The 24,673-nt window shown below is 65.0% G+C and carries 15 protein-coding genes; 10 read left to right on the top strand and 5 right to left on the bottom strand.

The features are described from left to right. The first annotated feature begins 188 nt into the window (after positions 1 to 188). Both FRC98_RS14055 and FRC98_RS14060 read left to right on the top strand, forming a co-directional pair. A complete protein-coding gene (locus FRC98_RS14055) occupies positions 189 to 3,548 on the top strand; it encodes a hypothetical protein (RefSeq protein ID WP_146982075.1) in 3,360 nt (1,119 codons plus the stop codon). Between the two features lie 216 nt (positions 3,549 to 3,764). Then, positions 3,765 to 4,424, top strand: coding sequence for a deoxynucleoside kinase (locus FRC98_RS14060; protein WP_230467619.1), 660 nt, complete (start codon positions 3,765 to 3,767; stop codon positions 4,422 to 4,424). Positions 4,425 to 4,804: 380 nt separating this feature from the next. Here the strand turns inward: FRC98_RS14060 and FRC98_RS14065 are convergent, their stop codons facing one another. Beyond that, on the bottom strand, positions 4,805 to 6,205 hold the full coding sequence (locus FRC98_RS14065; RefSeq protein ID WP_230467620.1) for an OmpP1/FadL family transporter: 1,401 nt from the start codon (positions 6,203 to 6,205) through the stop codon (positions 4,805 to 4,807). A gap of 200 nt (positions 6,206 to 6,405) precedes the next feature. Between FRC98_RS14065 and FRC98_RS14070 the strand changes: the two genes are divergently transcribed. From FRC98_RS14070 to hflX, 5 genes are all read left to right on the top strand, one after another. Beyond that, positions 6,406 to 7,752, top strand: coding sequence for a TolC family protein (locus FRC98_RS14070; RefSeq protein ID WP_230467621.1), 1,347 nt, complete (start codon positions 6,406 to 6,408; stop codon positions 7,750 to 7,752). A 94-nt stretch (positions 7,753 to 7,846) separates the two neighbouring features. Further along, positions 7,847 to 9,028 (top strand): efflux RND transporter periplasmic adaptor subunit, encoded by a 1,182-nt coding sequence (locus FRC98_RS14075; RefSeq protein WP_146982078.1) that lies wholly within the window; start codon positions 7,847 to 7,849, stop codon positions 9,026 to 9,028. 63 nt (positions 9,029 to 9,091) lie between these two features. Then, on the top strand, positions 9,092 to 12,190 hold the full coding sequence (locus FRC98_RS14080) for an efflux RND transporter permease subunit (protein WP_146982079.1): 3,099 nt from the start codon (positions 9,092 to 9,094) through the stop codon (positions 12,188 to 12,190). 209 nt (positions 12,191 to 12,399) lie between these two features. Then, positions 12,400 to 14,196 carry an FHA domain-containing protein gene (locus tag FRC98_RS14085; RefSeq protein WP_146982080.1) on the top strand — a complete coding sequence of 599 codons (1,797 nt, stop codon included), beginning with the start codon at positions 12,400 to 12,402 and terminating at the stop codon, positions 14,194 to 14,196. A 230-nt stretch (positions 14,197 to 14,426) separates the two neighbouring features. Continuing rightward, positions 14,427 to 16,034, top strand: a complete 1,608-nt coding sequence (hflX, locus tag FRC98_RS14090; RefSeq protein ID WP_230467622.1) for a GTPase HflX — start codon at positions 14,427 to 14,429, stop codon at positions 16,032 to 16,034. Between the two features lie 13 nt (positions 16,035 to 16,047). On the opposite strand, the gene FRC98_RS14095 is transcribed toward hflX, so the two are convergent. Next, entirely contained in the window at positions 16,048 to 17,241 is a 1,194-nt protein-coding gene (locus FRC98_RS14095) for an MXAN_5187 C-terminal domain-containing protein (protein WP_146982082.1), read from the bottom strand. 68 nt (positions 17,242 to 17,309) lie between these two features. Here FRC98_RS14095 and FRC98_RS14100 point away from each other — a divergent pair, with 68 nt between their 5' ends. Genes FRC98_RS14100 through FRC98_RS14110 form a run of 3 tightly spaced genes read left to right on the top strand, consistent with a single transcriptional unit; the run spans position 17,310 to position 20,115 of the window. Beyond that, complete coding sequence (locus FRC98_RS14100) at positions 17,310 to 18,284, top strand: ABC transporter substrate-binding protein (RefSeq protein ID WP_230467623.1); 975 nt, start codon at positions 17,310 to 17,312, stop codon at positions 18,282 to 18,284. After that, complete coding sequence (locus tag FRC98_RS14105; protein ID WP_146982084.1) at positions 18,281 to 19,333, top strand: FecCD family ABC transporter permease; 1,053 nt, start codon at positions 18,281 to 18,283, stop codon at positions 19,331 to 19,333. Before FRC98_RS14100 ends, FRC98_RS14105 begins: the two co-directional genes overlap by 4 nt. Next, the gene (locus tag FRC98_RS14110) at positions 19,330 to 20,115 is read left to right on the top strand and encodes an ABC transporter ATP-binding protein (RefSeq protein ID WP_230467624.1); all 786 of its coding nucleotides are present in this window, start codon (positions 19,330 to 19,332) and stop codon (positions 20,113 to 20,115) included. The genes FRC98_RS14105 and FRC98_RS14110 overlap by 4 nt, the downstream gene beginning before the upstream one ends. 34 nt (positions 20,116 to 20,149) lie before the next feature. Here the strand turns inward: FRC98_RS14110 and metK are convergent, their stop codons facing one another. From metK to FRC98_RS14125, 3 genes are all read right to left on the bottom strand, one after another. Next, positions 20,150 to 21,304 carry a methionine adenosyltransferase gene (gene metK / locus FRC98_RS14115; protein ID WP_146982086.1) on the bottom strand — a complete coding sequence of 385 codons (1,155 nt, stop codon included), beginning with the start codon at positions 21,302 to 21,304 and terminating at the stop codon, positions 20,150 to 20,152. A 142-nt stretch (positions 21,305 to 21,446) separates the two neighbouring features. Further along, a complete protein-coding gene (miaB, locus tag FRC98_RS14120; RefSeq protein WP_230467625.1) occupies positions 21,447 to 22,856 on the bottom strand; it encodes a tRNA (N6-isopentenyl adenosine(37)-C2)-methylthiotransferase MiaB in 1,410 nt (469 codons plus the stop codon). Between the two features lie 243 nt (positions 22,857 to 23,099). Continuing rightward, positions 23,100 to 24,425, bottom strand: coding sequence for a vanadium-dependent haloperoxidase (locus tag FRC98_RS14125; RefSeq protein ID WP_146982087.1), 1,326 nt, complete (start codon positions 24,423 to 24,425; stop codon positions 23,100 to 23,102). Between the last annotated feature and the right edge of the window lie 248 nt (positions 24,426 to 24,673).

The raw sequence follows: 24,673 nt of genomic DNA on the forward strand, positions 1-24,673 counted from the left end.
TGTTGTGAGCAGACCTGATGTGCGCGTGCGCTCATGGCGAAGGCATCGTGGAAAGTCAGCGCATGGGGCGGGCGCGCGCGATGCAAGCAACCGGCGTGGTCCAGAATACAATCCGGACGCCGCCAGGATGCACCTCAAATCGAGATACGGGCGCTTCGGCGTCGTTATGATTGCCCGGGATAAAAAGCATGATGGCGAGTGGTACAAGAGCAGGGCGCACCGCATCGGTGGTGCTGATGCTGGCGGTGGTGGTCAGCGCCGGATGTGTTCAGGAGTACAACCTGGAGCGGAGCGTCCCCGAGCGCGGCACCCTCGGCGAGGAGCTTCACGCCATCTGGCTCAAAGATACGCGCCGCGGCGCGGTGCAGCCCGAGGAGCGCAGCGCACTTCTGGAGGCGCGCCGCGATGAGTTCGTCGGCGCCGTCGACCGCGCTGTGCCTGCGGGCACTGAGCCCGAGCTCGATAACTTCCTCCAGGCCATCCTTCCGGCCATTGAGCAGGGCTACTTCCCGGCGCTCACCCGGCGGCTGCCCCTGATCATGGAAGATGCCGCCAACGACGAAGAACTCCTCGACTTCATCCTCAACCAACCCGAGGTTGGCCCCACTGACTACCTCTCGCCGCGTCACCAGGGGCGCTTCTTTTACGAGCTCTCCCTTTTTGATCAGAGCACCGCGTTGATGGGCCATATGGGGCGCGTGCTGGCTGAGCAGGACGGCTTCGACGACCAGGGTAACCCCGACATCAGCCAGCCCGCCGCCGGCAGCAACCTTTTGCGCGCGTTGGCCGAGGGCCTGGAGAACGAGCCGCCGGAGATCGCGACCGATCGCGTCTCGGTGATGCTGCGCGACATGCTGCTCAAGGGCGATCCGCGCTACCTCAACGGGGAATCGAGCCGACTTGCCCTGGTCGCGCTTTTTGATGATCGGGGCTTTCCGAAAGTTCGACTTCGCCCCGACGGCAGCATGCCCGCGCCCTTTATCGACAGCGACGACGACGGCCTGGCCGATGTCGACGCTCAGGGCCGCTTTGAGATGACCGAGGGTCCCGCCCTGGCCATCAAACCCTTGAGCGACGATCCTTCCCCGCACCCCCTGATGATGCGCGATCTTTTCGGGCGGCTTCAGTTTGCGCAGAACGACTTTGTCTTTGAATACGTCGACTTAAGCGAGACCTCACTTCCCTTCCTGGTAAACCTCGGCGCCGGGCTCGCCGCCGAAGACGCTGTCTACCATGGCGCGGCCGCAGCCCGCTCGCTGCTGGGACCGGCGGTCGTCGGCCAGGACGCCCGCGGGCCTTATCCCTCCTACTCGCCAGAACATCCGATGGTCGATGTGGTCGATGCCGTCATCAGCGGCCTCTCCATCACCGAGCTACCGGAGGTTATGGAGCTGACTTCGCGCTTTGTGCAGCAGTCGACCGGCGGGCTGGCGCACTTCTCCTTTGCGATCAGCGACGCCATTGAGGCGATCGAAGACGCGCCATCGGCCGACCTGGGCGATAACTCCACGCTGGTCCACGATCTTTTGCCGATCCTGCGCGAGATCGCCGCCGATCCCGAGCTCTGGGAAGACGTCTTCATCGCGCTTCGCGAGCCCATCATGGAGCGCAGCGGTGAGGCGATGCTCACGCTTCTTCGCCATAAAAACATGCAGGCGGTGCCCGCCGAAGACGGCCCCTACAACGCTTGCTTTGAGCAATGCGACGCCGATTTGCAGATCGGCACGGTGGCGCGTTTTGAGTGCATCCGCGCCTGCCCCTCCGATGAGATCTTCCGCGAGCAGATGGACTACTCCCAGCCGGAGTCGCCCGAAAACCGCAGCATGTTCCAGCGCACCTTCCACCTGCTGCGGGACACCGCGGGCACGCCTTACGTCATGAACATCGAGGAGGTTGTGGTGCCCGGGGTCGACGTGATCGACATGCCCCCGATGGTGGAGCTTCCCGGCGCGGCGGAGGCCTTTGTGAAGGCAGTCGCCGGCGATCTTCTGCTCACCGACTATATCAGCGACGAATTTACCAACAGCGACATTGGCGAGCTGCTGGAGATCCTCAATGAGCTTGTGCCGGGAGCGGTGGATGATGACACGGTGGGCAGCATGCTCAGCGTGGCCAGTGAACTTTTCGGCGCGCGCCTCGACCCGCGCCCGACCCCCGCGCAGATCACGCGCCTCTTTAATCAGCCGCGCCTGCGCTTTGAGGACGAGAACAACGGGTATGTGCTCGAAGTCACAAGCCCCACCTGCAAAGATGGCTACGTGATGGCGAACCACCACGCCGACGGCCTCTACGCGGCCGAGGCCAGCGGACTTATCGACGTGCTCTACCCGCTGGCAAAGGCGTTTAGTCGCCACAACCGCGAAGAGCTCCTCACGCGCATCTTCGAGGTGATTCACGACCATTACTCCGGCCGCGTCGATCTTTATTACGACCGCGCCGGCAACCGCAGCCCCATGAAGGGCGCCAACCTCGTGAGCCTGGAGCCGGCGCTCGACGCGATCTTTGAGCGCGGCCACGTCTTCTCGGGGCTTCGCGCGCTGGCGCTCTCCACGGCCAACGTGCGCGATGATGAAGGCGTCAACGTCGATGAGCGCCTGCGCCAGCTGATCTACGCCTGGCTGCGCGCCGACGACGGCTACACGACCCGCGCCGGTGAGACGACCCTGGAGCTGGCCGACGGTCGCACGCTCGATGAGGTTAGCCGCGTTGACATCATCGTCGATCGCCTGGCCGAGATGGTCCGCCGCGCCGAAGACAATGAAGAGGTCAAAGCGCACCTGGCCGACTTCGCCGAGGGCTTCCTCGACGTGGTCTTGCGCGCGCAGCCCGACGGGCAGGGGGGCTATCAGTTCAACAACCCGGGCGTCATCGCGCTCTCCTCACACGTGCTCGACTACACCGCCCAGCGCGCCCGCGAGATGGAAGATCGTGGCGAGTTTGAGGGCTGGCTCACCGACGACGTCCCCGACGCCTTGATGGAGATGTTCACCTCCCGCTGGTTCTTTGCGGCGGTAGAGCTCATCGCCGCCCTGCACGATGACCCCGACGGTCGCGCCACCATCAGCGCCGCGCTCAGCTACCTGGGCGACAACACGCGCCGCGCCGACCAGAGCGCCATGATGGTCTACGCCCTCCTGGTGCAAGCCTTCGACCTCGAAGAGCTCGCCCCGGTCGCACGCTTTGCCATGCAGAGCCTCGACCCGGACCGCCGCTACGATGTGCAGGGCGAACACGCCGGGCTGCCCACCGGCACGCTCCTTGGTGAGTTTATGGCGCGCGCCGGCGAGCTCGACCCCGATGGCGAGGGCGTGCGCATCATGGGGCGCGGTGCGGTCCAGGGCGAGGAGTACCGCGCCAGCTGGGTGGCCATCGGCGACCTGGTGCTGCGCTACTTCAGCGACACCCCCCACGACCAGGGCGAGCTGACGCGCGAGGACATCACAAGCGGTATGGATAACCTCGGCGAGTGGTTGCTGCAGGAGGAGCGGGGTCTGGAGCGGTATTATAAGCTCGTGGATCACCGGCGCAGGTTGTTGGATGGGGAGTGAGGCCCGATCCCCCCACTCCGATACACCTCCCCACAGGTTTGCCACATCGCGCTCCGATCAACCCCGGCGATCGCCTTTAACGACGCCACCTTTGGCACGAGACGACCGTCTGGCGAGCACTTTGGCAGCCCCGGTGTTGACCGTCTGAAGGTGGCCGCGCTAGGTTGCCGGCCGTGAGCCGCCCTTAAAAAACCGCACGCCATCGGACGTCGAATCATGATGCCAGCCGCCGTCTCCGAATCACCCCGCTACATTGTCGTTGAAGGCCCGATCGGGGTTGGGAAGACCACGCTGGTCAACCGGCTGGCCGCTCGCTTCAACGCGCGCACCGTCCTGGAGATCTTCGAGGAGAACCCCTTCCTGGCGAAGTTCTACGAAGATAAGGATCGCTACGCCTTTCAGACCGAGATGTTCTTTCTCTTAAGCCGCTACCGCCAGCAGGAGGAGTTCGCCCAGAGCGATCTCTTCAGCCCGCTCTCGGTCAGCGACTACCTCTTTGTAAAATGCCGGCTCTTCGCCAGCCTTACGCTTAGCGATCATGAGCTCACGCTCTACGATCGCATGTACTCGATCCTCTCCACCCAGGTGCCCAGGCCCGATGTGGTGGTGCACCTGCACGCACCGCTTGATGTGCTGATGGGGCGCATCAACCAGCGCGGGCGCTCCTACGAGAAGAATATGGATCCGGAGTACATCGACCGCCTGCGCCGGCTCTACCACAACTTCTTTGCGCATTATGACGACGCGCCGATGATCCAGATCGACACCTCGGACATCGATTTTTCGCGCGACGATCAGGCCGTCGAAGATTTGATGGCGCAGATCACAGCCTGCCACCGCGACGCCATTCAGCCGGCGGCGGCGCTGAAGTTCTGATCGCGTCATTCACCGCGGTGACAAACACAAAACCAACATGTGGGGGGAGGGTACGTAACGCCCGAACGCGACCGTGGGTCGTTTCGCACGCGTGTTTTCCGACGCCGGAAGGTGACCGTGGGTCGTTTCGCACGCGTGTTTTCCGACGCCCGAACGCGACCGTGGGTCGTTTCGCACGCGTGTTTTCCGACGCCAGAAGGTGACCGTGGGTCGTTTCGCACGCGTGTTTTCCGACGCCGGAAGGTGACCGTGGGTCGTTTCGCAGGGTGACCGTGGGTCGGTTCGCAGGGTGACCGTGGGTCGGTACACAGGGTGACCGTGGGTCGGTTCATACGGGTGTTTCTGTTGGTGGCGTTTGTTGGATTAAGTGGTTGAAATGATTAGAAAAAATAGCGGGCACTGAGGCCGGCGATGTAGCCGAAATGCTCGTAGGTGCCGTTTCCGACCACGAGCGTGATTTCGTCGTTTTCGTCCGACGGGTTGATCTGGCGCACCTCGGAGTCGGTGATGACGCGGGTGGGCATGATCAGGGCCGCGGCGCTCAGATCGAGGCGCAGGCGCGCGTTAAGATCGTAGCCGGCGCCCAGGCTGAGCATGTGTTTGTCCGGGTCGAGCGCAAAGACGCTGTAGGTTGCATCGGGCACCGCGCCTCGCTCAAAGGCGTAGCCGCCGCGGGCGATGAGGCGATCGTTTAAGATCCACTCCCCGCCCAGGTGCACCGAGATGCTGTCGCGAAAGTGCTGGGGCAGCACAAAGGGGGCAACCGGCATGGCGCCGACGCCCGGGACGCCGTCGATCTCGACCTCATTGGGGCTGACCTCGACTTCGGTGAGGGTGGACCAGCGCTGGTAGACCACGGCCAACTCCACGTTGGTGCGGGAGGTGGCGTGGCGGATGCCTAAGCGCGCGTGCAGGGGAAAAGGCACGGCGATCTCGGCCTCATTGCCGGTGGTCGTGGCGTTGTCGTAGGCCGGGTGGGTGGGCATGCGCGTGTCGATGGTGGCGTTGCCATCGCGAAGGCGCGCGGGAAGTTGCAATGAGGCGCCCACCGTCCAGCTTGCGTGCGGCTTCCAGGTGGCCCCGAGGTTGGCCGTTGGCGAGAAGAAGCTCGAGACGGTGGTCTCGGCCAGGATGTCGAGATCTTCGTCTTCCGGATCGCCGAACATCCCCGCATATCCCGACCCGGTGGAGACGACGCGGAAGACCCCCATGAAGTTCTGCAGGCCCACCCCCACCGAGAGGGTGTCGCTGATCTTATAGCCCACGGCCGCGTGCACATAACCCAGCCCCGAGCCCGTGTTGTCGATGAGCACGTAGCGCTGCGCGCCGTCGATGGGGTAGCGGTTGCCGGAGGCGTAGGGGGTGTAGGCGCCTGCCGCCCAGAAAAGGCGCGGGTTTTTGGTAGGGCCGCCCACAAGAATCTGCGGGATGGTCTGCGGCGGCGCCTGGTTCTGCACCGGCTCATAGGTGCGCGTGGAGCCGTCGGGCATCTGGCGGGGGGCGCGGCTAAACGTAACCTGAGTGTCGAGGACGGCCAGATCTAAAAGCAGCGCGCGATCTTCCAGAAGTGTGATGCCGGCCGGGTTGTACCAGAGCGAATCCAGATCGGCTGCGTGCGGCGCCACCGACGCGGCTGCTCGGCCTGTGGAGGCGACCCCGCGCGTGGGCAAAAAGAAGCCTGCGGCATCCGCATTTCGGGGCGCGAGCGCGGCGAGTGTGGTCGCGGCGATGAGGCCTGCGAGCAGAGGGGCCGAGTTCTTTTGGGAAGTTCGCTTGAACATAGAAACCTTCGATCGCATGTTTGCCGCCGCTGCCTTTTAAGTTCGCGGGCAGACTAGCCCGAGCGCGCGGGCGCTTACAAGACGGTGATGGCCGGCGATTGAGTCGTTGTGAATAGATTTTCACTCCCTGAGGTTGAGGCAGCGCCCTTTTCTGATGAGGCTTTTCCAGAGATCCAGGACTTATGGTGGTACGAAGTAGGATGTGGCGCGCAAAAGCGCGTGGTTGTGGCGCGCTGGGCGTGGCCCTGTTGATGAGCGCGTGGGCGCCCTCGCAGGCAATAGCGCAGGAGTCGAAGAGCGGCGAAGAGGGCGGCGTGGACGCCTCGGTCAGCGCGCAGGGATTGAGCCTTGAGGCGGTGCTCAGCGAGCTGGAAGCGCAGAACGAGAGCTGGACCATCACCGAGCTGCAGATCGAGCAGAGCAGGGCGAGTCGACGGGAGGCGCTAGGTTCGCTTCTGCCGCAGCTGAGTTCTTCGGCCAACGTCACCTATCAGGGCGGCGGCGCGATCGAAGTGCAGGGCAGAACGGTGCGAGAAGCGGTGGAGTGGGGCGTCAACGCCAACGCGTCGATGAGCCTTTTTAACGCGCCGCAGTACTTCACCTATCGGCAGGCCGACCGTCAGCTCGACGCCACGCGCGCGCAAAGCGCCTGGCAGCGCACCCTACTGCGCCTGGAAGCCGAAGAGAGTTTTTATACGCTGGCTGCAGCGCAGCGCGATGTGGACATCGCCAGCTCGGCTGTCGACCTTCGGCGGGCCTACCTGGAGCGCTCCGAGGCGCTGGTCGACGCGGGGCTTGCGGTGGCGGTTGACGTCAGCCGCGCGCGCCAGCAAGTGCTCGAGGCGGAGCAAACACTGCTTGAGGCGGAGCAAAACCTGGGCAACGCCGCCGACGCGCTGGCGTATCTGTTGGGCCGCGAGCCCGACGGGGAGCTGCGCGTCAACTTTGATCCGGACGTGATTGAGGGCGGCGAGTCTTCGGCGCAAGGTGCAACCAACTCGGAGGTGAGCCGGGAGCGTCAGGACTTCGTCTCTCGCCGCTACACCATTGAGGCCGCCGAGCTCGCCCGGCGCGCCACCTGGTGGGGGCTTGTGCCTTCGCTGCAGCTGAACGCCGGCGCCCAGCTGGGCCAGCCCACACTCTTTAACCCCAGCGGGTTCAATTGGACGGTGGGCATCGGCGCGAGCTGGTTGCTTTACGATGGCGGCGCGCGCTACGCGCGCCTCGATCGCGCCAGCGCCCAGATCGCCGAGCAAGAACTCGCGCTGCAGCGCGATCTTCGCCAGGCCAACACCGAACTTCGTCGCGCCAGCCGCGACCTGGACACCGCCCGCGCCGCCATCGATGTGGCCAGCGAGCAGGTGGAGGTCGCCCGCGAAACCTACGAATTTACCTCGGCGCGCTTTGAGTCCGGGCTGGCCACCAGCCTGGAGGTCAGCGACGCCTCCCAGCAATTATTGAGCGCGGAGTTGCGGCTGAATCAGGCGCGTTTGCAGGCGCGCCTGGCCGAGGTCCGTTATCGCTACCTTGAAGAACTTCCGGAATGAGGCGCGGCGCGCTTCACTTCAACAATCACCTCCCGATGGCACCCGAGCGCAACCTCGTCATGGCGAGGGGCGGTCGATCAGGAAAGGCGAAGAGATGGGTTTGAGAGTCACAGGATATGTCGCGGCGTTGCTCGCGGTGATGATGGTCGCCGGCGGGTGCAAACCCTCCGATTCGTCGGCCGGACCGAAGGGGCCGAAGATGGCCGGCGGCGGTGAAGTGCGCGCCTCGGTCGAGACGGTCGAGGTCGAGCGCGGCCCCTTTGCGGTGCAGGGCGACTATGCCGGGGAGTTTCAGTCCGACGGCATGGCGGAGCTCTCCTCCGACATCGCCGGGCGGGTCATCGCGATTGAGGCCAACATCGGCGACAAGGTTGAGCAGGGGCAGGTGCTGGCCGAGGTTGACGCCACGCCTACCCAGCAACGCGTACGGGAGCTCAACGCCTCGGTGCTGATGTCGCGCGCAAGCCTCGAAGAGGCGCGCGTGCAGCTCGGAAACCTGCGCAGCGACCTGGCGCGTAAAGAGCCCCTGCTGGAGCGCCAGATGATCACCGAGCGCGAGATCGAAGAGCTGCGCAGCCAGGTCAGCGCTGCGGAGCAGCGTGTGGCGGTCGCCGAGGCCACCATCGCCCAGAATGAGGCGCGCCTGGCGTCGGCGCGCGAGGATCTTCGCAACACCAAAATCCGCGCGCCCTTCGACGGGCTCGTTGGTGAGCGTTATGTCGACCGCGGCACCTATGTGAGCCCCGGCCAGACGATCTTCCGCATTGTGGATGACAGCGACATCTACGTCAGCGTGCGTATCCCCGAGCGCGACGCGCCGCGGGTGCAAACCGAGACGCCGGTGACTCTGCGCGTCGGCGCCCTGGGCAGCGCGCCTTTGCAGGGCAAGATCCACCGCATCGCCCCGGCACTCGACCCGGCCACGCGCAGCCTGCGTGTGGATGTGGTCCTCGACGATGAGAGCGTGCGCATCCGCCCCGGCATGTACGCCCGCGTCAGCATGCAGCTCGGTAGTGTCGATGACGCCATTACCGTGAGCAGCCAGGCGATCCTGCGTCAGCGCGACGGCACGCCGTATGTCTGGAAGGTCGTCGACGGCGCTGCGCAGCGTCAGGAGATCGTGCTCGGGCTCGTTGGCGAGCAGCGCACTCAGGTGGTCGAAGGGCTTGATGACAACGTCAGCGTGGTGCTGCGCGGCCATGAGAAGCTTCAGGACGGCAGCAAAGTGCGCGACATCAACTCCAACGCCGGCGAAGACGCCAGCGCCGAAGGTTAAGACCTCACCTGTGGCGCGCCGCCGGGTGCCCGGGCTCATGCCGTTGAACGCCAGGAAACGAAGATGAACCTCCCAAAGTTTGCAGTCGGTCGTCCCGTGATGACGACCATGGTCTTTCTCGGGCTGATGATCCTGGGTGCGGTCTCCTTTACGCGCCTGCAGGTCGATCTTCTGCCCGAGATCGACTTTCCCTCGATCTCGGTCATGACCACCTACGAGGGGGCCGGACCTGAAGAGATCGAGACGCTGATCACGCGCCCCATCGAAGAGGCGATCGGCACGGTGGAGGGCATCGACAGCATCGAGAGCTTCTCAGCGGAGGGGCGCAGCCGCGTGGCCCTGCGCTTTGTCTGGGGCACTAACCTGGACACCGCGCTCAACGATGTGCGCGCGACCATTGAGCGCGTCAAAGCCGGACTTCCCGAAGACGCCGACGATCCGGTGATCTTTAAGTTTAACCTGGGGAGTTTCCCCATCATGCAGCTCGCGCTCAGCGGGGAGATGACGGAGCCGCAGCTGCGCCAGCTCGCCGAACTGCAGCTCGCTCCGCGCCTGGAGCGGGTCGAGGGGGTGGCTTCGGTTGATGTGCGCGGCGGGCTCAAACGACAGATTCAGGTCGTGCTCAACACCGAACGGCTGCGCGCCTTCGGACTCTCACCGACCTCGGTGGTCGACGCGTTGCGCGCCGAAAACCGCAACCTCCCGGCAGGTAATATTGAGCGATTTGATCAGTCGCTGCTGGTGCGCGTGCTCGGTGAGGCTGGCGAGCCTGAAGACTTGCAGACGCTCATTGTGGGTAGCCGCTCCGATGGCGACGGCGCCAGCGTGCCGATCTACCTGCGCGATGTGGCGCAGGTGCTCGACACCTTTGAGGATCCCTCCAACATTGTGCGCGTGAACAGATCGCCTTCGTTGCGCCTCTCGGTCACCAACCAGTCGGGCACCAACACCGTGGAGGTCGCCGAGCGGGTGCGCGCCGAGATCAAACGCATCAACCGCGACTACGAGGGCCGCGCTGTCTTCACAGTAGCCACTGACACCTCCGAGTACATTGAGGACTCCATCTCCAACGTGCAGGACTCCGTGCTCATCGGCGCGGCGCTGGCGGTGCTTGTGCTCCTCTTCTTCTTACGCAGTATTCGCTCCACGCTGATCATTGCGGTGGGCATCCCGATCTCGATCATCGGGATCTTCACGCTGATGTACTACTTCGACATTACCCTCAACCTCATCAGCTTCGGGGGCGTGGCGCTGGGGGTGGGGCTTCTGGTCGATAACGCGATTGTGATTCTGGAGAACATCTTCCGCCGACTTGAGGAGGGTGACGCGCCGGAGTTCGCGGCGGTCGAAGGATCGCGTGAGGTGGCCACGGCGATTGTGGCCTCGACCATCACCACGCTTGTGGTCTTTGTGCCGGTGGTCTTTTTGACCGGCTTTGCCTCGATCTTCTTCGGGCAGATGGCCTTCGTGGTCAGCTTCGCCCTGATCTGCTCGCTGGCTGTGGCCATGACGCTGATCCCCATGCTCGCCTCGCGTTTTTTGAAGCGCGGCGAGTCGATGGAGGGTGGCGAGAAGGGCACGATCGGGCGCTTTCTGGATGCCCTGGAGCAGACCTACGGCAACCTCGCCGACTGGTGCCTTGGGCACCCGAAGATCACGCTGGCTACGGTGATCGCGATGTTTGCAGGCGTGATGATGCTCTCTCCCTTCGTGGGCACCGAGCTTCTGCCCGAAGACGATATGAGCGAGGTGCGCGTCTCGCTCGATTTGCCGGTGGGCACGCGCATTGAGGTCACCGAGCGGGCGATTCAGAAACTTGAGGCGGTGATCCCGCAAGAGGTCCCCGAGCTTGTGTTGATGCAGACGATCGTGGGTACGCCCGGCTTCTACTCAACCGCCGGTGGTGAGACCGGTCAGATCGAGCTTCAGCTGGTCAAGCCCGATCAGCGCGAGCGCTCCAGCAACGAGATCGCGGCCGATCTGAGTCGCAAACTTAAAGACATGATCCCGGGCGGCGATGTGCGGGTGCGCGCCGGCGGTGGTCTGTGGATCCTGCGCGTGCTGCAGGGGGGCGGGGAGCGCCTGGAAGTTCAGGTGCGCGGCTACGATCTTGAGACGGCTGATAAGCTCGCTGCCGAAGTCGCCGAGATCATGACGTCCGTCGACGGCATTACCGGCGCCAACGTCAGCCGTAAGCCCGGAGGCAAGGAAGTTCGGCTGGTGCCCGATCGCGAAAAGCTCGGCGCGATGGGCGTGCGGCCCTCCGATGTGGCGCGTCAGGTGCAGACCTACATCCAGGGCACGCGTGCCTCGGTGTTGCGTACCGACGGCGATGAGTTCGACGTGATCGTGCGCCTGCCGCGCGAGGAGCGCCTGGGCGTGGAGGCGCTGCTCGATGCGCCGGTGGTGATCCCGGGCGTGGGCACCGCGCTGCTCGGCGACATCGTCAGCGTGGAGGAGGTTGAGGGCCCGCTCACCATTGAGCGTGAAAACCAGGGGCGCGTGGTCGATGTGCGCGCCTTCTTAAGTGGCGAGCGCGATCTGGGCACCATTACCGCCGACCTGCGCGAACGCATCAACGCGATGGAGGTCCCCGATGAGTTCAGCGTGCTGGTCCAGGGCGAGACCGAAGAGCAGGAAGACACCTTCGCCGGTCTGATGGTGGGGATCTTGCTGGCTGTGGTGCTCGTCTACATGGTGATGGCCGCGCAATTTGAGAGCTTCTTGCAGCCCCTCTACATCATGTTCTCGATCCCGCTGGCGGGCATCGGGGTGGTGCTGATGCTGCTGGCCACCGGCACGACCTTTAACCTGCAGTCCTTTATGGGGTGCATCGTGCTGACGGGGATCGTGGTCAACAACGCCATTGTGCTTGTGGACTACGTCAACCTGATGCGGCGCGAGCGGGGCATGGCGGTTGCTGAGGCGGTGGCGTTGAGCGCGCGTCGTCGTCTGCGTCCGATCCTGATGACCACTGCCACCACGGTGCTGGCTCTCATCCCGGTGGCGCTGGGCCTTGGCGAGGGCGGTGATACCCAGGCGCCGCTGGCGCGCGCGGTCATCGGCGGCCTGTTTGTCTCAGCGGCGATCTCGCTTGTGGTGATCCCGGTGATCTACAACCAGGTCGAAGGCTGGCGCGAGCGTCGCGCGCAGCGCCGATAAGCACGCGTTGGACGCGCGCGCTAAATTGAACATGTGGGGGGGCTGTGCTAACCATGAGACTGGAATGTTCAAGTGGAGTCTCAACGTCGCCTGATACTACCGCCGCCACCTCGTGGTGTGCGGCCGCTCAATTGGGGTTGCGTCGCGATGGCGTCGCGGTATCCTTCCTGCCCAACTGTCGAGCGACGACCTGCTTCGAGGAAGCGTGAATGCACAAGCTCCTGATCGAGGATGACGAAGGCGGCAAAACCGTCGTCTCGCTTATCCGGGATGAAATCACCGTGGGGCGGGCCGAAGGCAACACCATCCGCCTGACCGAGCGCAATGTTTCGCGTAATCACGCGCGGATCTTGCGTCAGGACGATAAGATCTTTGTCGAAGATGTCTCCGCACGCTACGGGGTCAAGCGCAACGGCAAAAACATCAAGGGGCGCGAGGAGCTCGCGGTGGGCGATGTGGTGCTCATCGGCGACTACCGCTTGACGCTCCAGGGCGAGAAGAAGGCCAAGCCTCTGCCCAAGCCCAAGGCGCGTGCTCCGGGCAAGGGGCCAGGGGCAAACGAGGTCACCACCGTGACGCGGCTCTCCGATCTGGAGCAGACCGAGCGTGAGGTCACCTCGATGATGCCGGCCCTGCCAGCCAAGCTGGTGGTGATCTCCAGCAACTTCGCCGGCCAGGAGTTCGCGCTGACGCAGAATGAGACGGTGATCGGTCGTGGCGAGGATTGCCACTTCATCATCGACCACCGCTCGATCTCGCAGAAGCACGCCAAGATCGTGCGCGAGAAGAACGCCACCTACAAGATCGTCGATCTCAACAGCAAGAACGGCGTCAAGGTCAGCGGTGAGAGCTACCGTGCGACCCACCTCAAGCGCGGCGACGTGGTGGAGCTGGGGCATGTGAAGTTCCGCTTTGTGGAGCCTGGCGAGAACTACGTGTTTACTCCGCCGGCGCCCGAGGCTGCCGCGCCCGACTTTGCCGCGGCGCAGAGCAGCGGCGGCCCCAACAAGGCTGTGGTCTTCGGGGGCGGCATTCTGGTGGCGGCGCTGCTGGCCATCGGCGCGATCTTTTTGCTGGGCGGCGATAAGGAGAGCCCCGGCGGTGAAGCGGTCGCCGAGGTCGATCCTCAGGTGCAGGCCGCGGCCGCCCAGGAGATCGCCGATCTGGAGGTCGCCGAGGGCGATGATCGCATCGACGCGGCCATCGACAGCGCGAAGGAAGATGTGGACGCCGGCCAACTTCAGCGCGCCATCGGCAAGCTGGAGTCGATTGGCGAGCTGATGGATCCCAACGCCGATCAGCAGCGCCGCATCAACGAGATGCTCAGCAGCGCGCGCAACGAGCTTCCCTTCCAGCGTCTTTACGAAGATGCCCGCGACAGCCTGGAGGCCGGTGAGGCGCTGGAGGCCCTGGAGCATGCCTCGGCCATCCCCTCGCACTCGCTCTTCTACAAGAAGATGGAAGAAGACGGCACGCTGGCCGGCATTCTGAACGCGGTGGTCTCCGAGGCGCGCAGCGAGCTGAACAACGGCAAGAATGACGCCGCGCGTGACCTGGCGGAGAGCGTGCTGCTGGTGCGCTCGACCCATCAGCCGGCCAAAGATCTGCTCACGCGTATCGAGGAGCAGGAGGAGGCCGCGCGCGCCGCGGTCGCCGCCCGCGCCGAAGCTGCTGCAGCCCGCGGTGCCGGCTCGTCGAGCGGAGGCTCGCGCGCTCCCAGCCGCAAAAAAGCCGCCGAACCCACGCTCAGCCCCGAGGAGGCGCGCACCCTCTTCACCAACGCTGCGCGTAAGGTCGCCAGCGGCGATCCCCGGGGCGCCATCACCGACTGCACCCAGGGCGTGCGCGGCGGCAACGCCGACTGCCACCGCATCCTGGGCGTGGCCTACGGCCAGCTCAACGACATCGACGCGGCCTGCCGTCACTACCGCCAGTACATGCGCACCGGCCCCTCCAACCCCGGGGCGGTCGAGGCGCAGATGGAGCGTCTGGGGTGTCCGCCCTGAGCATGGCGTGTTGAACCGCCGGCAATCTTCTCGGCCGCCGCCTGCTTCGGAATGGAGCTCGGGCGGCGGCCGTTTTTTCTTTGAGGGCGCCGTCTCATCACATCGTTTATCAACGCCGTAAAGAGCGCCGCCCACGCGCAGACTTTTTAAAAGGAGAGTGACCTATCGCACGCGAGATCTATGGCGAGACCACCGGCCTGAAATCCAGCCAGAAGCGCGCGCTGGAGAAGTTGTACCGACGAAAAATTGGCACCCTGGATGCGATAAGCCAGGAGTTCGCCACGCAGATGACCTTCATCTCCGAGGAGCTCAACCGGGTGGTCGCCGTGCTGGTGGACCGCTCCGGCAAGGTTGAGCATGTGATGCTCGGCGACAATCAGCGCGTCTACCTGCCGGATCTGGGGCGTCAGCGCGCCGGTCAGAGCCGCTTTCGCGGCGTGCGCCTGATCCGCACTCACCTGGGCGGCAAGGGGCGAGATGTTGAGCTCTCACGCGACGATCTCACCGACCTCTCCAAACTGCAGCTCGACCTTGTGATGAGCATCGGGGTGGGACCGGGCGGCTACCCGGGCCAGGTGGCCTGGGCGCACCTTGTGCCGGAGAACCCCGAGCAGCGCATCTGGGAGACCTACAAGGCCCCCAACCCGGCCGAAGTTGGCGTGAGCTTCACGCACTTCATCATGGAGCTCGAGGGCGAGTTCCAGCGTAAGGCGGCCGACGTCATCACGACCGGGGGGCAGCCCGCGCTGCTGGCCTATGTGGCCACACCCGAGGGACGGCCCGAGGAGGTGGAGGTCGCCGAGATGCTCGAGCTCTGCCGCACCGCCGGCGTCGATGTGGTCGATACGCTCGTGCAGCGTCGCAGCGGCATGCACCCCAAATACGCCCTGGGCAAAGGTAAGATCGAGGAGCTCACGCTTCGGGCGCTGCAGCTCGACGTCGACCTCATCATCTTCGCCCAGGATTTGAGCCCCACCCAGCTGCGCGGCATTACCGATGAGACCGACATCAAGGTCATCGACCGCACCCAGCTCATCCTCGACATCTTCGCGCAGCGCGCCACCTCCAGCGACGGTAAGGTGCAGGTGGAGCTGGCCCAGCTCAAATATAACCTGCCCCGGCTGCATAGCCGCAACACCGGCATGAGCCGCCTCACCGGTGGCATCGGCGGCCGTGGTCCCGGTGAGACGAAGCTGGAGATCAACCGACGTCGCGCCCGCGATCGCATCCGCTCGCTCGAAAAAGACATCGAGAATCTCAGCAAACAACGCGAGGTTCGCCGTGCTCGCCGCACCCGGAACCAGCTGCCCACGGTGAGCATTGTTGGCTACACCAACGCCGGAAAGTCGACGCTGCTCAACGCCCTGACGAACTCCGAGGTGCTCAGCGAAGATAAGCTCTTCGCCACTCTGCAGCCCACTACGCGTAAGCTGCGTTTTCCCGACGAGCGCGAGATCATCTTCACCGACACCGTCGGTTTTATTCACGATCTTCCCGCCGACCTGGTCGCCGCCTTTAAGGCCACGCTCGAAGAGCTCGACGAGGCCGATATTCTGGTGCACCTGGTCGACGTCTCCGACGAGCGTTTCGACGATAAGATGGAGGCGGTCAACCGCATCCTCACCGAGATCGGTCTGGGCGATAAGGAGCAGCTGCTCGTCTTTAATAAGAGCGATCTTCTGGAGCCTGGCGAGGCTGCCTCGGTGGCGCGGGCGTACAACGCCATCGCCGTCTCGGCGCTGGATCGCGCCAGCACCGAGGCGCTCGTTGAGGAGCTGGAGACGCGCCTCTTCCGTCAGGCACGCCAGCGCGAGTCGTCGATGGAGGCGCGCCCCTGAGAGGCGCTGAGCCTTACTCTTTGGTGTCGGGCTTGAGGTAGGCTTTGCCGCCCTTGATGACGACCTGGAAGTCGACGTTGCGCGCGCCGCGGCTGCGCTGGAGCTCTTCGCGCTGGCGGTCCATGGAGCGTTTGACCGCGTCGTAGCTCAACTTATCGGTGGGCTCGTTGCAGCGGCGCTTGGCCTCAATGAGGCGCTCGTAGACCTGGCGCGCGTTATCATCGTCGGAGCTCGCCGGGCGGCGTACCACGCGGTGGCTGCCGGTGGTGCGGGTGCCCCCGGGGGTGGCGGGCGTCGAGGAGCTCTGGCGACGGATCGGCCCCGAAGAGGCGCGCTGAATGGAGCGGCTGGCGAGTTTTTCGCGCATCGCTTTCATCTTGGCGAGCTTGTCGTAGCTCGCGCCGCGCACACCGCTCTCGGCGTCGGACGAGGCGGCGGCAGTACTGGACGCTTCGTCGTCACCGCCGCGCTGCGCGAGTTTGCGGCGCATCGCGGCGAGTTTCTGGCTGCGCGGATCGCTCGGGGGCCGCTCGGCTGCGGGGGACGGGGCGGCTGCCGGCGTCGCTGGCGCTGAGGGCGCGGATGGGGTTGGTGCCGGAGCTGCTGCTGCGGGCTCATCGCCCACAAGCCCGAGTTGGCGCTGGATTTCGGCGAGCTTTTCGCGGCGGATGCGCTCGCGCTCAGCCTCATCGCGCTCGGCGCTGCTGGATGCGGAAGCCGCCGCTGCGGGAGCTGCCGGAGTGGGCTCAGAGGCCTCTACCGCCGAGATGGCGTCGCCAAGGATCGCGTCGAGATCGACCTCATCGAGCCCTTCGATGAAGTCGTTGTCCAGATCGATGTTGTAGGCCCCGTCGTCGTCGCGGGCCTCCCGGGCCTGGCGGCGCTCCTGGCGGCGTTCAGCCTTGTTGCGATCGCGCTTGTAGGTGCCTTCTTCGATCTGGCGAAGCGTGCGATCCCAATAGGTCTTGAAGGTCTGGAAGCGCTGGACTAAGGCTCGCAGACGGAACTTCTGGGCTGTGTTATTGATGAAGGTGTGCTCGAGCTCAAAGCTCAAGCGCACCACCTCCTGGCGCTGATGGCTGGGAGGGCGACGGTCCACGCCGTTAAAATAACGTTCGTAGAGCACGCGCAAACGATCGATCTGACGCTCCAGGTTGTTGAGCATCGCGTCGATTTCTGACTGACTGAGCAGGTCACGTCCCGCCATGGCTGCCGATCCTTGAGCTGTCTGTGGGAGGCCGTCGGGTCTCGGTAGTGTAACACCAGGTGAAGCCTTTGCAATATGACCATCCGGTGAGTTTGAGTTGGGGAGGTCGCGCGATCGTGGCGCTGGCGCTTTTTGCGGCGCTGGGCGCTGGCTGCGATCGCGGGGCTGAGCCGGCGACGCCCTCGCCGAGCGATGAAGGGCCGGGAGAGCGTGTGGTGCGCGAAGACGCCACGCTCAGCGCCAACCTGCCCGAGCGGCCGGCGCGCATTGTGTCGCTGGCCCCCTCCACCACCGAGGTGCTTTATGCTCTGGGCGCTGGCGAGCGTGTGGTGGGTGTGACCCGTTATTGCGACTTCCCCGAGGAGGTGAGCGAGGTGCCGAAGATCGGCGGGATGCTCGATCCGGATCTCGAGGCCATCCTGGCCGCGCGCCCCGATCTTGTGGTGGGCGTGCAGGCCGGCGCCGATCATCAGGTCGCCGATCAGCTCCAGGAAGCCGGGGTGGCCTATGCTTTTGCGCGCGGTGATGATCTGAAATCGGCGCTGCACACCATCGAACTTCTGGGCGCCTGGATCGGCGAGGATGAGGCCGGGCGCGAACTTCGCGCGCAGACCGAGCGCGGGATCGATGAGGTCTCCGAGCGGCTGCGCACGACACAGGGCGCCGCACCTCAACGCGCGCTGCTGGCCTATGATCGCGAGCCGGTGGTCGTGGCCGGGCCGGGCTCCTTTGGCGATGAGTTGCTCGGGTTGGCGGGCCTTGAGAACGCCGCCGGCGACGCCACCACGGCCTACCCCGTGCTCGATATGGAGGCGGTGATTGAGGCTGGGCCGCAGCTCATTGTCGATGTCTCGCTCAACGTGAGCAGCGAGGAGGTGCTGGGCTTCTGGAAAAACTTCGACAGCCTCCCGGCGGTGCGAGAGGGGCGAGTGGTGCATCTTCCCGATGCGGTGATGATGCGCCCGGGGCCGCGCGTGCCGCAGGCGTTGGAGCTTCTGGGGGAGGCCGCGCGTGGTGCGGATTCGGGGCAGGAGGCCCGATGATGCGCGCGGCGCTGACCCCGACGAAGATCGCGCTGTGCGCGGCGATCACGCTTGTGCTCTGGGCGCTCAGTGCGGCGCTGGGGTTGAGCTCGGGGAGCTCCGCGCTGGGTGGATATGATCTGGTAGCGCGCTGGTGGAGCGGCGAGCTCAGCTCCACGGAGCAGGCGATCTTATGGAGCGCGCGCCTGCCCCGGGTGGTCTTCGCAGGCGTGGTGGGTGCGGCGCTGGCCGCCGGCGGTGCGGTCTTTCAGGCCGTTCTCCGAAACCCCCTGGCCGATCCCTACATCCTGGGTGTGTCGGGAGGCGCGGCGCTGGGCGGCACGCTGCTCTTAACGCTCGGCAGCTTCAGCGTCGGCGTGCTCGCCATCGGCACCCCGCTCGCCGCCTTCGGCGGCGCGCTCGCTGCGCTCGCGGCGCTTTTTGCCGTGGCGCGCCAGGCGCCCTCCGGGCGCGGCGCGACCTATGTGCTCCTCTTAACCGGGGTGATCGTCAACGCCTTCGCTGCCTCGCTGATCATGTTTTTGCAGAGCGTCGTCTCCGCACAGAAAGCCCAGGAGATTCTGTTTTATCTGATGGGCTCGCTCAGCGTGGAGGGCACCGCCTGGCCGGTGATGCTGGGCGTAAGCGTGGTGATTGGTCTGTGCCTGGCTGCGCTCTTTGCCTACGCCCGCGACCTCAACGCGATGTCGCTCGGCGAAGAGGAGGCCGCCTACCTGGGCGTGGAGGTGGCAAAAGTGCAGCGCATCTGCCTGCTGCTGGCCAGCCTGGCGGTGGCCGTGGGTGTGGCCTTCTCGGGCATCATCGGCTTTGTGGGGCTGGTCGTGCCGCACGCGATGCGCCTTGTGGTGGGCCCGGATCATCGGGTGCTGCTGCCGACCTCGGCGCTGGCCGGGGCGGCGTTTTTGACGCTGGCCGATGTCAGCGCGCGTAGCCTTTTCGGCGTGCTCGGCACGACGTTGCCAGTAGGCGTTTTGACCTCGATGATCGGCGCGCCGATGTTTCTGTACTTCTTATGGCGAGCGTTGCGTCGCGATGCGGGGTGGGCATGAGCGAGCAAGGACGCGGACTTCCGCCGCTGCTGCGCCTCGACGGTGTGGGCGCACGTGTCGGCGATCGCACGCTCTTTGAGGGCTTGAGTTTCAGCGTTGAGGCGGGTGTTGCCTGGGCGGTCGTGGGGCCCAACGGGGTGGGGAAGACGACGCTGATGCGCGCCATCGCCGGGGTGCGCGCCGCCGATGAGGGGCAGGTGTGGCTGGGTGACCGGGAGCTCTCGGAGTATACGCGTCGCGAGATCGCCCGGGGGGTGGCGGTCGTCCCCCAGAGCTCCTCGCCAGTCTTTGAGTTCAGCGCGCTGGAGTTCGTATTGATGGGACTTCACGCCAGCCGCCCCCGCTTCAGCCTGCCCTCGTCGGCGGATCGGCAGCGCGCGCTTGACGCGCTCGCGCGCCTTGAGGTCGACGCGCTGGCCAATCGCCCCGTCTCTTCGCTCAGCGGTGGGGAGCGCCAGCGGGTGGTGATGGCCCGCGCGCTCGTTGCCGATGCGCCTCTCTGGCTTCTCGATGAGCCCACGGCAAACCTCGACCTTCGTCATCAGCTCAGGCTGCTGGAGGTCATGCGTCAACATGTGGATCAGGGGGGCGCGGCGGTGGCGGTGCTGCACGACTTAAACCTCGTGCACCGCACCTTCGACCGGGTCTTGCTGCTGGCGTCGGGGCGCGCGCTGGGGTGGGGTCCGCCCGATGAGGTGCTCAATGAAGAAGATGTGAGCGAGGCCTTCGGGCTTCCCATGCGCCGCGTCCAGGTGGAAGGGCGCCAGGTGTGGCTGGCCTGAGCGGCCAGCCACACCCTTCGCTTAAATCAAACGATCAAAGCGCGTTACGCAGCGCCTCGGCCTTGTCGGTGCGCTCCCAGGTGAACTGGGGGCGGCCGAAGTGCCCGTAGGCGGCCGTCTCGCTGTAGACCGGCTTGAGCAGGTCCAGGCTCTCAATGATGCCGGCCGGCTTCAGGTCGAAGAACTGCGGGATGAGCGCCTCGATCTTCTCTTCGTCCACTTTGCCGGTGCCGAAGGTGTTGACCATGATGCTCACCGGCTCGGCCACGCCGATGGCGTAGGAGAGCTGTACTTCCAGGCGCTCGGCAAAGCCTGCGGCCACGAGGTTCTTGGCCACGTAGCGCGCCATGTAGGCCGCGGAGCGGTCCACCTTGCTGGGGTCCTTGCCGCTGAACGCGCCGCCACCGTGGCGGCCCATGCCCCCGTAGGTGTCGACGATGATCTTGCGGCCGGTCAGGCCGGCGTCGCCCACCGGGCCACCGATCACGAACTTGCCGGTGGGGTTGATGTGGAACTTCGTCTCCGGGCTGAGAAGTTGCGCCGGGAGCACCTTCTTGATGACCGTCTCCATCACCGCTTCGCGGACCTGCTCGATGGTCATGTCTTCGGTGTGCTGGGTCGAGACCACGACCGCGTCAATCGCGACCGGGCGGCCCTCTTCGTAGCGCACCGAGACCTGGCTCTTGGAGTCCGGGCCGAAGCAGTCCATGCCGCCGAACTTGCGCACGTGCGCCAGGTGCTCGACGAGCTGGTGGGAGTACATGATCGGCATGGGCATGAGCTGGTCGGTCTCATCGCAGGCATACCCGAACATGATGCCCTGGTCGCCGGCGCCCTGCTCACTGACCACGCCGTGCTCGGCGTCGACGCCCTGGGCGATATCCGGGCTCTGCTCATCGAGCGCCACCATCACCGAGCAGCTCTTATGGTCGAAGCCGTAGCGGGCCTCTTTGTAGCCGATGCGCTCGATGGTGTTGCGTGCGATCTTCGTATAGTCGACCGTCGCCCGGGTGGAGATCTCACCGACGAGCAGCACAAGGCCGGTGTTGACCACCGTCTCACAGGCCACGCGGCTCTTGGGGTCCTGCGCCAGGATGGCGTCGAGAACACTGTCGGAGATCTGATCGGCGATTTTGTCGGGGTGTCCCTCGGAGACCGACTCCGAGGTGAAAATGAAGTTCTGGGACATCGTAAAGGTTCTCCGTTTCTTCTCGCAGCGAGGCGGCTTCAAATGGCCGCTGAGTGAAAGACCCACCTCGTGCGTGGAGGTGGGCCGGGGTAAGCGGGTGCAAGAAACACCCGAAAAAAACGTTTATTCGCGTCGGCCCGAATTATCCCTCGACAATCTCGCCGAGGAGCGTGTGGCTGGTGGCATCGGTGATGCGCACGTTCACAAAGTCGCCGGGCATCAGCTCGCGACCTTCGGGTTTGGGGAAGACCGTCATCTTGAAATCATCGCTTCGCCCGCAGAGGTCCGCCGCATCACGACGGCTCTCGCCCTCGACCATCACGCGCACCGTGGTGCCGATGCGATTCTGGAAGATCTCGGCGCTGATAGCCTCCTGACGCTCAATGAGCGAGGCAAGGCGGCGACCTTTGGTCTTCTCATCGAGCGTGTCCGGCAGCTTACGCGAGGCGTAGGTGCCGTCGCGCTCCGAATATTTGAAGAGGTAGGCAAAGTCGAAGCGGATGCGCTCCAGCGCGGCCACCGTCTCTTCGTAATCTTCCTCGGTCTCTCCGGGGAAGCCCACGATGATGTCGGTGGACATAGCGATGTCCGGGATCGCCGCGCGGATATCGTCGACGAGTTTGAAAAACTCCCCGCTGGTGTAGAGGCGCTTCATCTCTTCGAGCGTGCGGTCGGAGCCCGATTGCAGGGGCAGGTGCAGGTAGTTGCAGATCTTATCGTGCTTCGCCATCGTCGCGATGAGCTTGGGCGTAAAGTCGGTGGGGTATGGCGAGGTGAAGCGCACGCGCTCGATGCCCTCGACCTTGACGACCTCTTCGAGCAGGTCGGCAAAATCGGTGTCTTCGTGCTTGTAGGAGTTGACCGTCTGCCCCAGCAGCGTGACTTCTTTGTAGCCGCGGGCGGCCATGTCACGGCACTGCGTCAGAATCTCCTCGGGGGAGACGCCGCGCTCGCGACCGCGCACAAAAGGCACGATGCAGAAGGTGCAGAATTTATCGCAGCCGCGCTGCACGGTGACCCAGCCGCTGATGCCCGGACGACGCTCCGGGGTCAGCCCGGTGTAGGTCTCGGCACGGTCGAGTTTGACGTCGATCACCGGGTCGGCGTCGACCTCCTGACATTGTTCCAGAAGCTCCGGAAGGCGCCGGTAGGCGTCGGGGCCGATGACCAGATCCACATAAGGCGCGCGCTCGGTGATAACCTCGCGCAGACGCTCGGCCATGCACCCCGTCACACCCAGGATCACCTCGGGGCGCTCATTCTTATAGCGCAGAAGATGGGAAAGACGCCCAAAGACGCGCTCCTCGGCCCGCTCCCGCACCGCGCAGGTGTTGATGAGGATCACATCGGCCTCATCGTGGTTGGGCGCCGCGGTGTAGCCCCGGGTGCTCAGCACCCCGCCCATCAGCTCGCTGTCGGCCAGGTTCATCTGGCAGCCGTAGGTCTCAATAAAAACCCGCTTGCCAGGTCGCTGCCCCACGTTGGGCATCGTGTTGACCTCGCCATTATGCGCGTTCGGGTCGGCCTGCGTCGGATTGAGCGTGCTCGTCATATCTACTTCCACATCCCGCGGCGTCTTAATGCGTCGGCGTCTCGCGGTGAAAAGAGGAGCGTTATCAAGGGGTTGGCGGTCTTTTTTGGCGCGCGCACGCGCGCCCCGCGCTTAAGAGGGCGAACCCTAGAAGAAGAGCCCCTGCGCGTCAACCGCGGGGGCGGCGCGCTTGTTTTTTTCAGGGGCGGAAAGGGGCGTGTGCCGAAGGTCGGCAATGGTGGTCACGCTCCTTCACGATGGATATCACTCAGACATCCTTCGCGTCTCCACCCCCTCCAACAGATGCCCCGCCACACACTCGCCCTGGGGCATGCCGTAGTCGATGCCGATCGGGTAGTGGATGCCGCCGTAGAGGCGGGAGATGGCGGCTTCCTGGGCGGCGTGCTGGAAGTCGTCGAAGTGGCGCACTCCCAGACCCTGGGATTGATGGGTGCGGTCGGCGAAGGGAAAGGCGCCGAGCTGTTCGGTGAGCACGCGGGCGGCGGCGGCCGAAGCGTTGGAGTGGCCGGAGGTGTACTCGGGGAAGGGCGGTGTGCTGACGAGCGACGTCCAGTCTTCGTCGATGTGGTCGCGGATGTAGGTGACCGGGCGCAGGAGGTTGGAGCGGTATTTCTCGTCCCAGCAGGAGATGAAGGCGTCGGCCTGCACAAGTCCCAGGAGCGCGACGGTTTCGGCGCTGCGGTCGAGGCGCTCGTGGCGATCCGCCAGAACCTGTGCGGCGATGCGCATCCAGTGGCCCGGGGGAGTGGGGCTGGCGCCGACGTTATCGGCCCAGAAGTTGGCGATATGCTCTTGATCAGGCGTCAGAGTGCGTGAGGCGTTCCACACGGCGAGTGCCTGACGGTAAAGCGCGGAGTGCGGGAGGGTCTCAAAGGCGGGAGGGGGCGGCGGGGCGCAGGCGTTGGCCGCCGGCAGCGCGAAGGGACGAATGCGCCCCCAGCCCGGCAGAAGCGCCTGCATGCCCTCGGCGGTGGGGCGCCAGGCGTGGGGCTCATCGGAGAACTCGTAGGTGACGGCCATCGCGTCGTCGTAGCCGTCGCCGTAGGCCCAGGCGTCGATGACCTCGGCCACAAGCACGCCATAGGCGCGAGAGCGCTCGCGAACGTCGGCGCTGACCCCGGCCTCGGCGCGTTGCTGCATGCCCTCTTCGGCAAAATCTTTAAAGGCGCGGCGGCTCTCGTCGCTGACAAAGAGCAGCGGCATCAAATGCCCCATTGTGGCGTGCGCGACCGTGTAGAAGTCGTAGTCGACGCCGGGCTCCAGCGCCGGCAGCTCGCCCAGGCCTGCGAGCTGGCCGCCGAAGGACTGCTGACGAGGCATACCGCCGAGCAACGCCTCATAGAGGGCGACCCCGGAGTAGGCCAGAATGCGGGAGGTCTGCGGTGGGGTCAGGCCGTCGGCCTGCACCCGATCCAGGGTGAGATCCATCCAGCTCACCACCACATCGCCACGATCCTCGCCAATCGGCGTGGGGTGGCGTGGTGGCGCGTCGAGCGCCTCATCGCACCCTGATGTGAGGATGAGCGTTGCGCTGAGAAACACGGCGATGGCGAAGCTGTGAAGCTGCATGATCTCCCCCCAGAGGTGATGTGCAGAAGCTGGCTGGTGACCCGACTCGATGCGCGGCGCGCGACGAGGGGGTGGCCACAAAATTTCAATCCTTGCCAGAGTAAATCTAAACGCTCCCGCTTCGGCGGGAAGTCCTCGACTGCGCGTTTAGAATTTCGGCACGACGCGGTTGACCGGTCTGAACTTGTGAGCAGGATTGCCCGGGTTCAGCCTAAGTTGGCAAGCCGGGCCGGGGCCTTGTCGTTGAC

The organism is Lujinxingia vulgaris (assembly GCF_007997015.1).
Lineage (GTDB): Bacteria > Myxococcota_A > Bradymonadia > Bradymonadales > Bradymonadaceae > Lujinxingia > Lujinxingia vulgaris.

Bases quoted from the DNA above. Each gene is read 5' to 3' on its own strand.
- FRC98_RS14125 (WP_146982087.1), bottom strand. From the start codon at position 24,425: ATGCAGCTTCACAGCTTCGCCATCGCCGTGTTTCTCAGCGCAACGCTC.
- FRC98_RS14105 (WP_146982084.1), top strand. From the start codon at position 18,281: ATGATGCGCGCGGCGCTGACCCCGACGAAGATCGCGCTGTGCGCGGCG.
- FRC98_RS14070 (WP_230467621.1), top strand. From the start codon at position 6,406: ATGTGGCGCGCAAAAGCGCGTGGTTGTGGCGCGCTGGGCGTGGCCCTG.
- FRC98_RS14075 (WP_146982078.1), top strand. From the start codon at position 7,847: ATGGGTTTGAGAGTCACAGGATATGTCGCGGCGTTGCTCGCGGTGATG.
- FRC98_RS14080 (WP_146982079.1), top strand. From the start codon at position 9,092: ATGAACCTCCCAAAGTTTGCAGTCGGTCGTCCCGTGATGACGACCATG.
- FRC98_RS14065 (WP_230467620.1), bottom strand. From the start codon at position 6,205: ATGTTCAAGCGAACTTCCCAAAAGAACTCGGCCCCTCTGCTCGCAGGC.
- FRC98_RS14055 (WP_146982075.1), top strand. From the start codon at position 189: ATGATGGCGAGTGGTACAAGAGCAGGGCGCACCGCATCGGTGGTGCTG.
- FRC98_RS14110 (WP_230467624.1), top strand. From the start codon at position 19,330: ATGAGCGAGCAAGGACGCGGACTTCCGCCGCTGCTGCGCCTCGACGGT.
- miaB (WP_230467625.1), bottom strand. From the start codon at position 22,856: ATGACGAGCACGCTCAATCCGACGCAGGCCGACCCGAACGCGCATAAT.
- FRC98_RS14085 (WP_146982080.1), top strand. From the start codon at position 12,400: ATGCACAAGCTCCTGATCGAGGATGACGAAGGCGGCAAAACCGTCGTC.
- FRC98_RS14095 (WP_146982082.1), bottom strand. From the start codon at position 17,241: ATGGCGGGACGTGACCTGCTCAGTCAGTCAGAAATCGACGCGATGCTC.
- FRC98_RS14060 (WP_230467619.1), top strand. From the start codon at position 3,765: ATGATGCCAGCCGCCGTCTCCGAATCACCCCGCTACATTGTCGTTGAA.
- metK (WP_146982086.1), bottom strand. From the start codon at position 21,304: ATGTCCCAGAACTTCATTTTCACCTCGGAGTCGGTCTCCGAGGGACAC.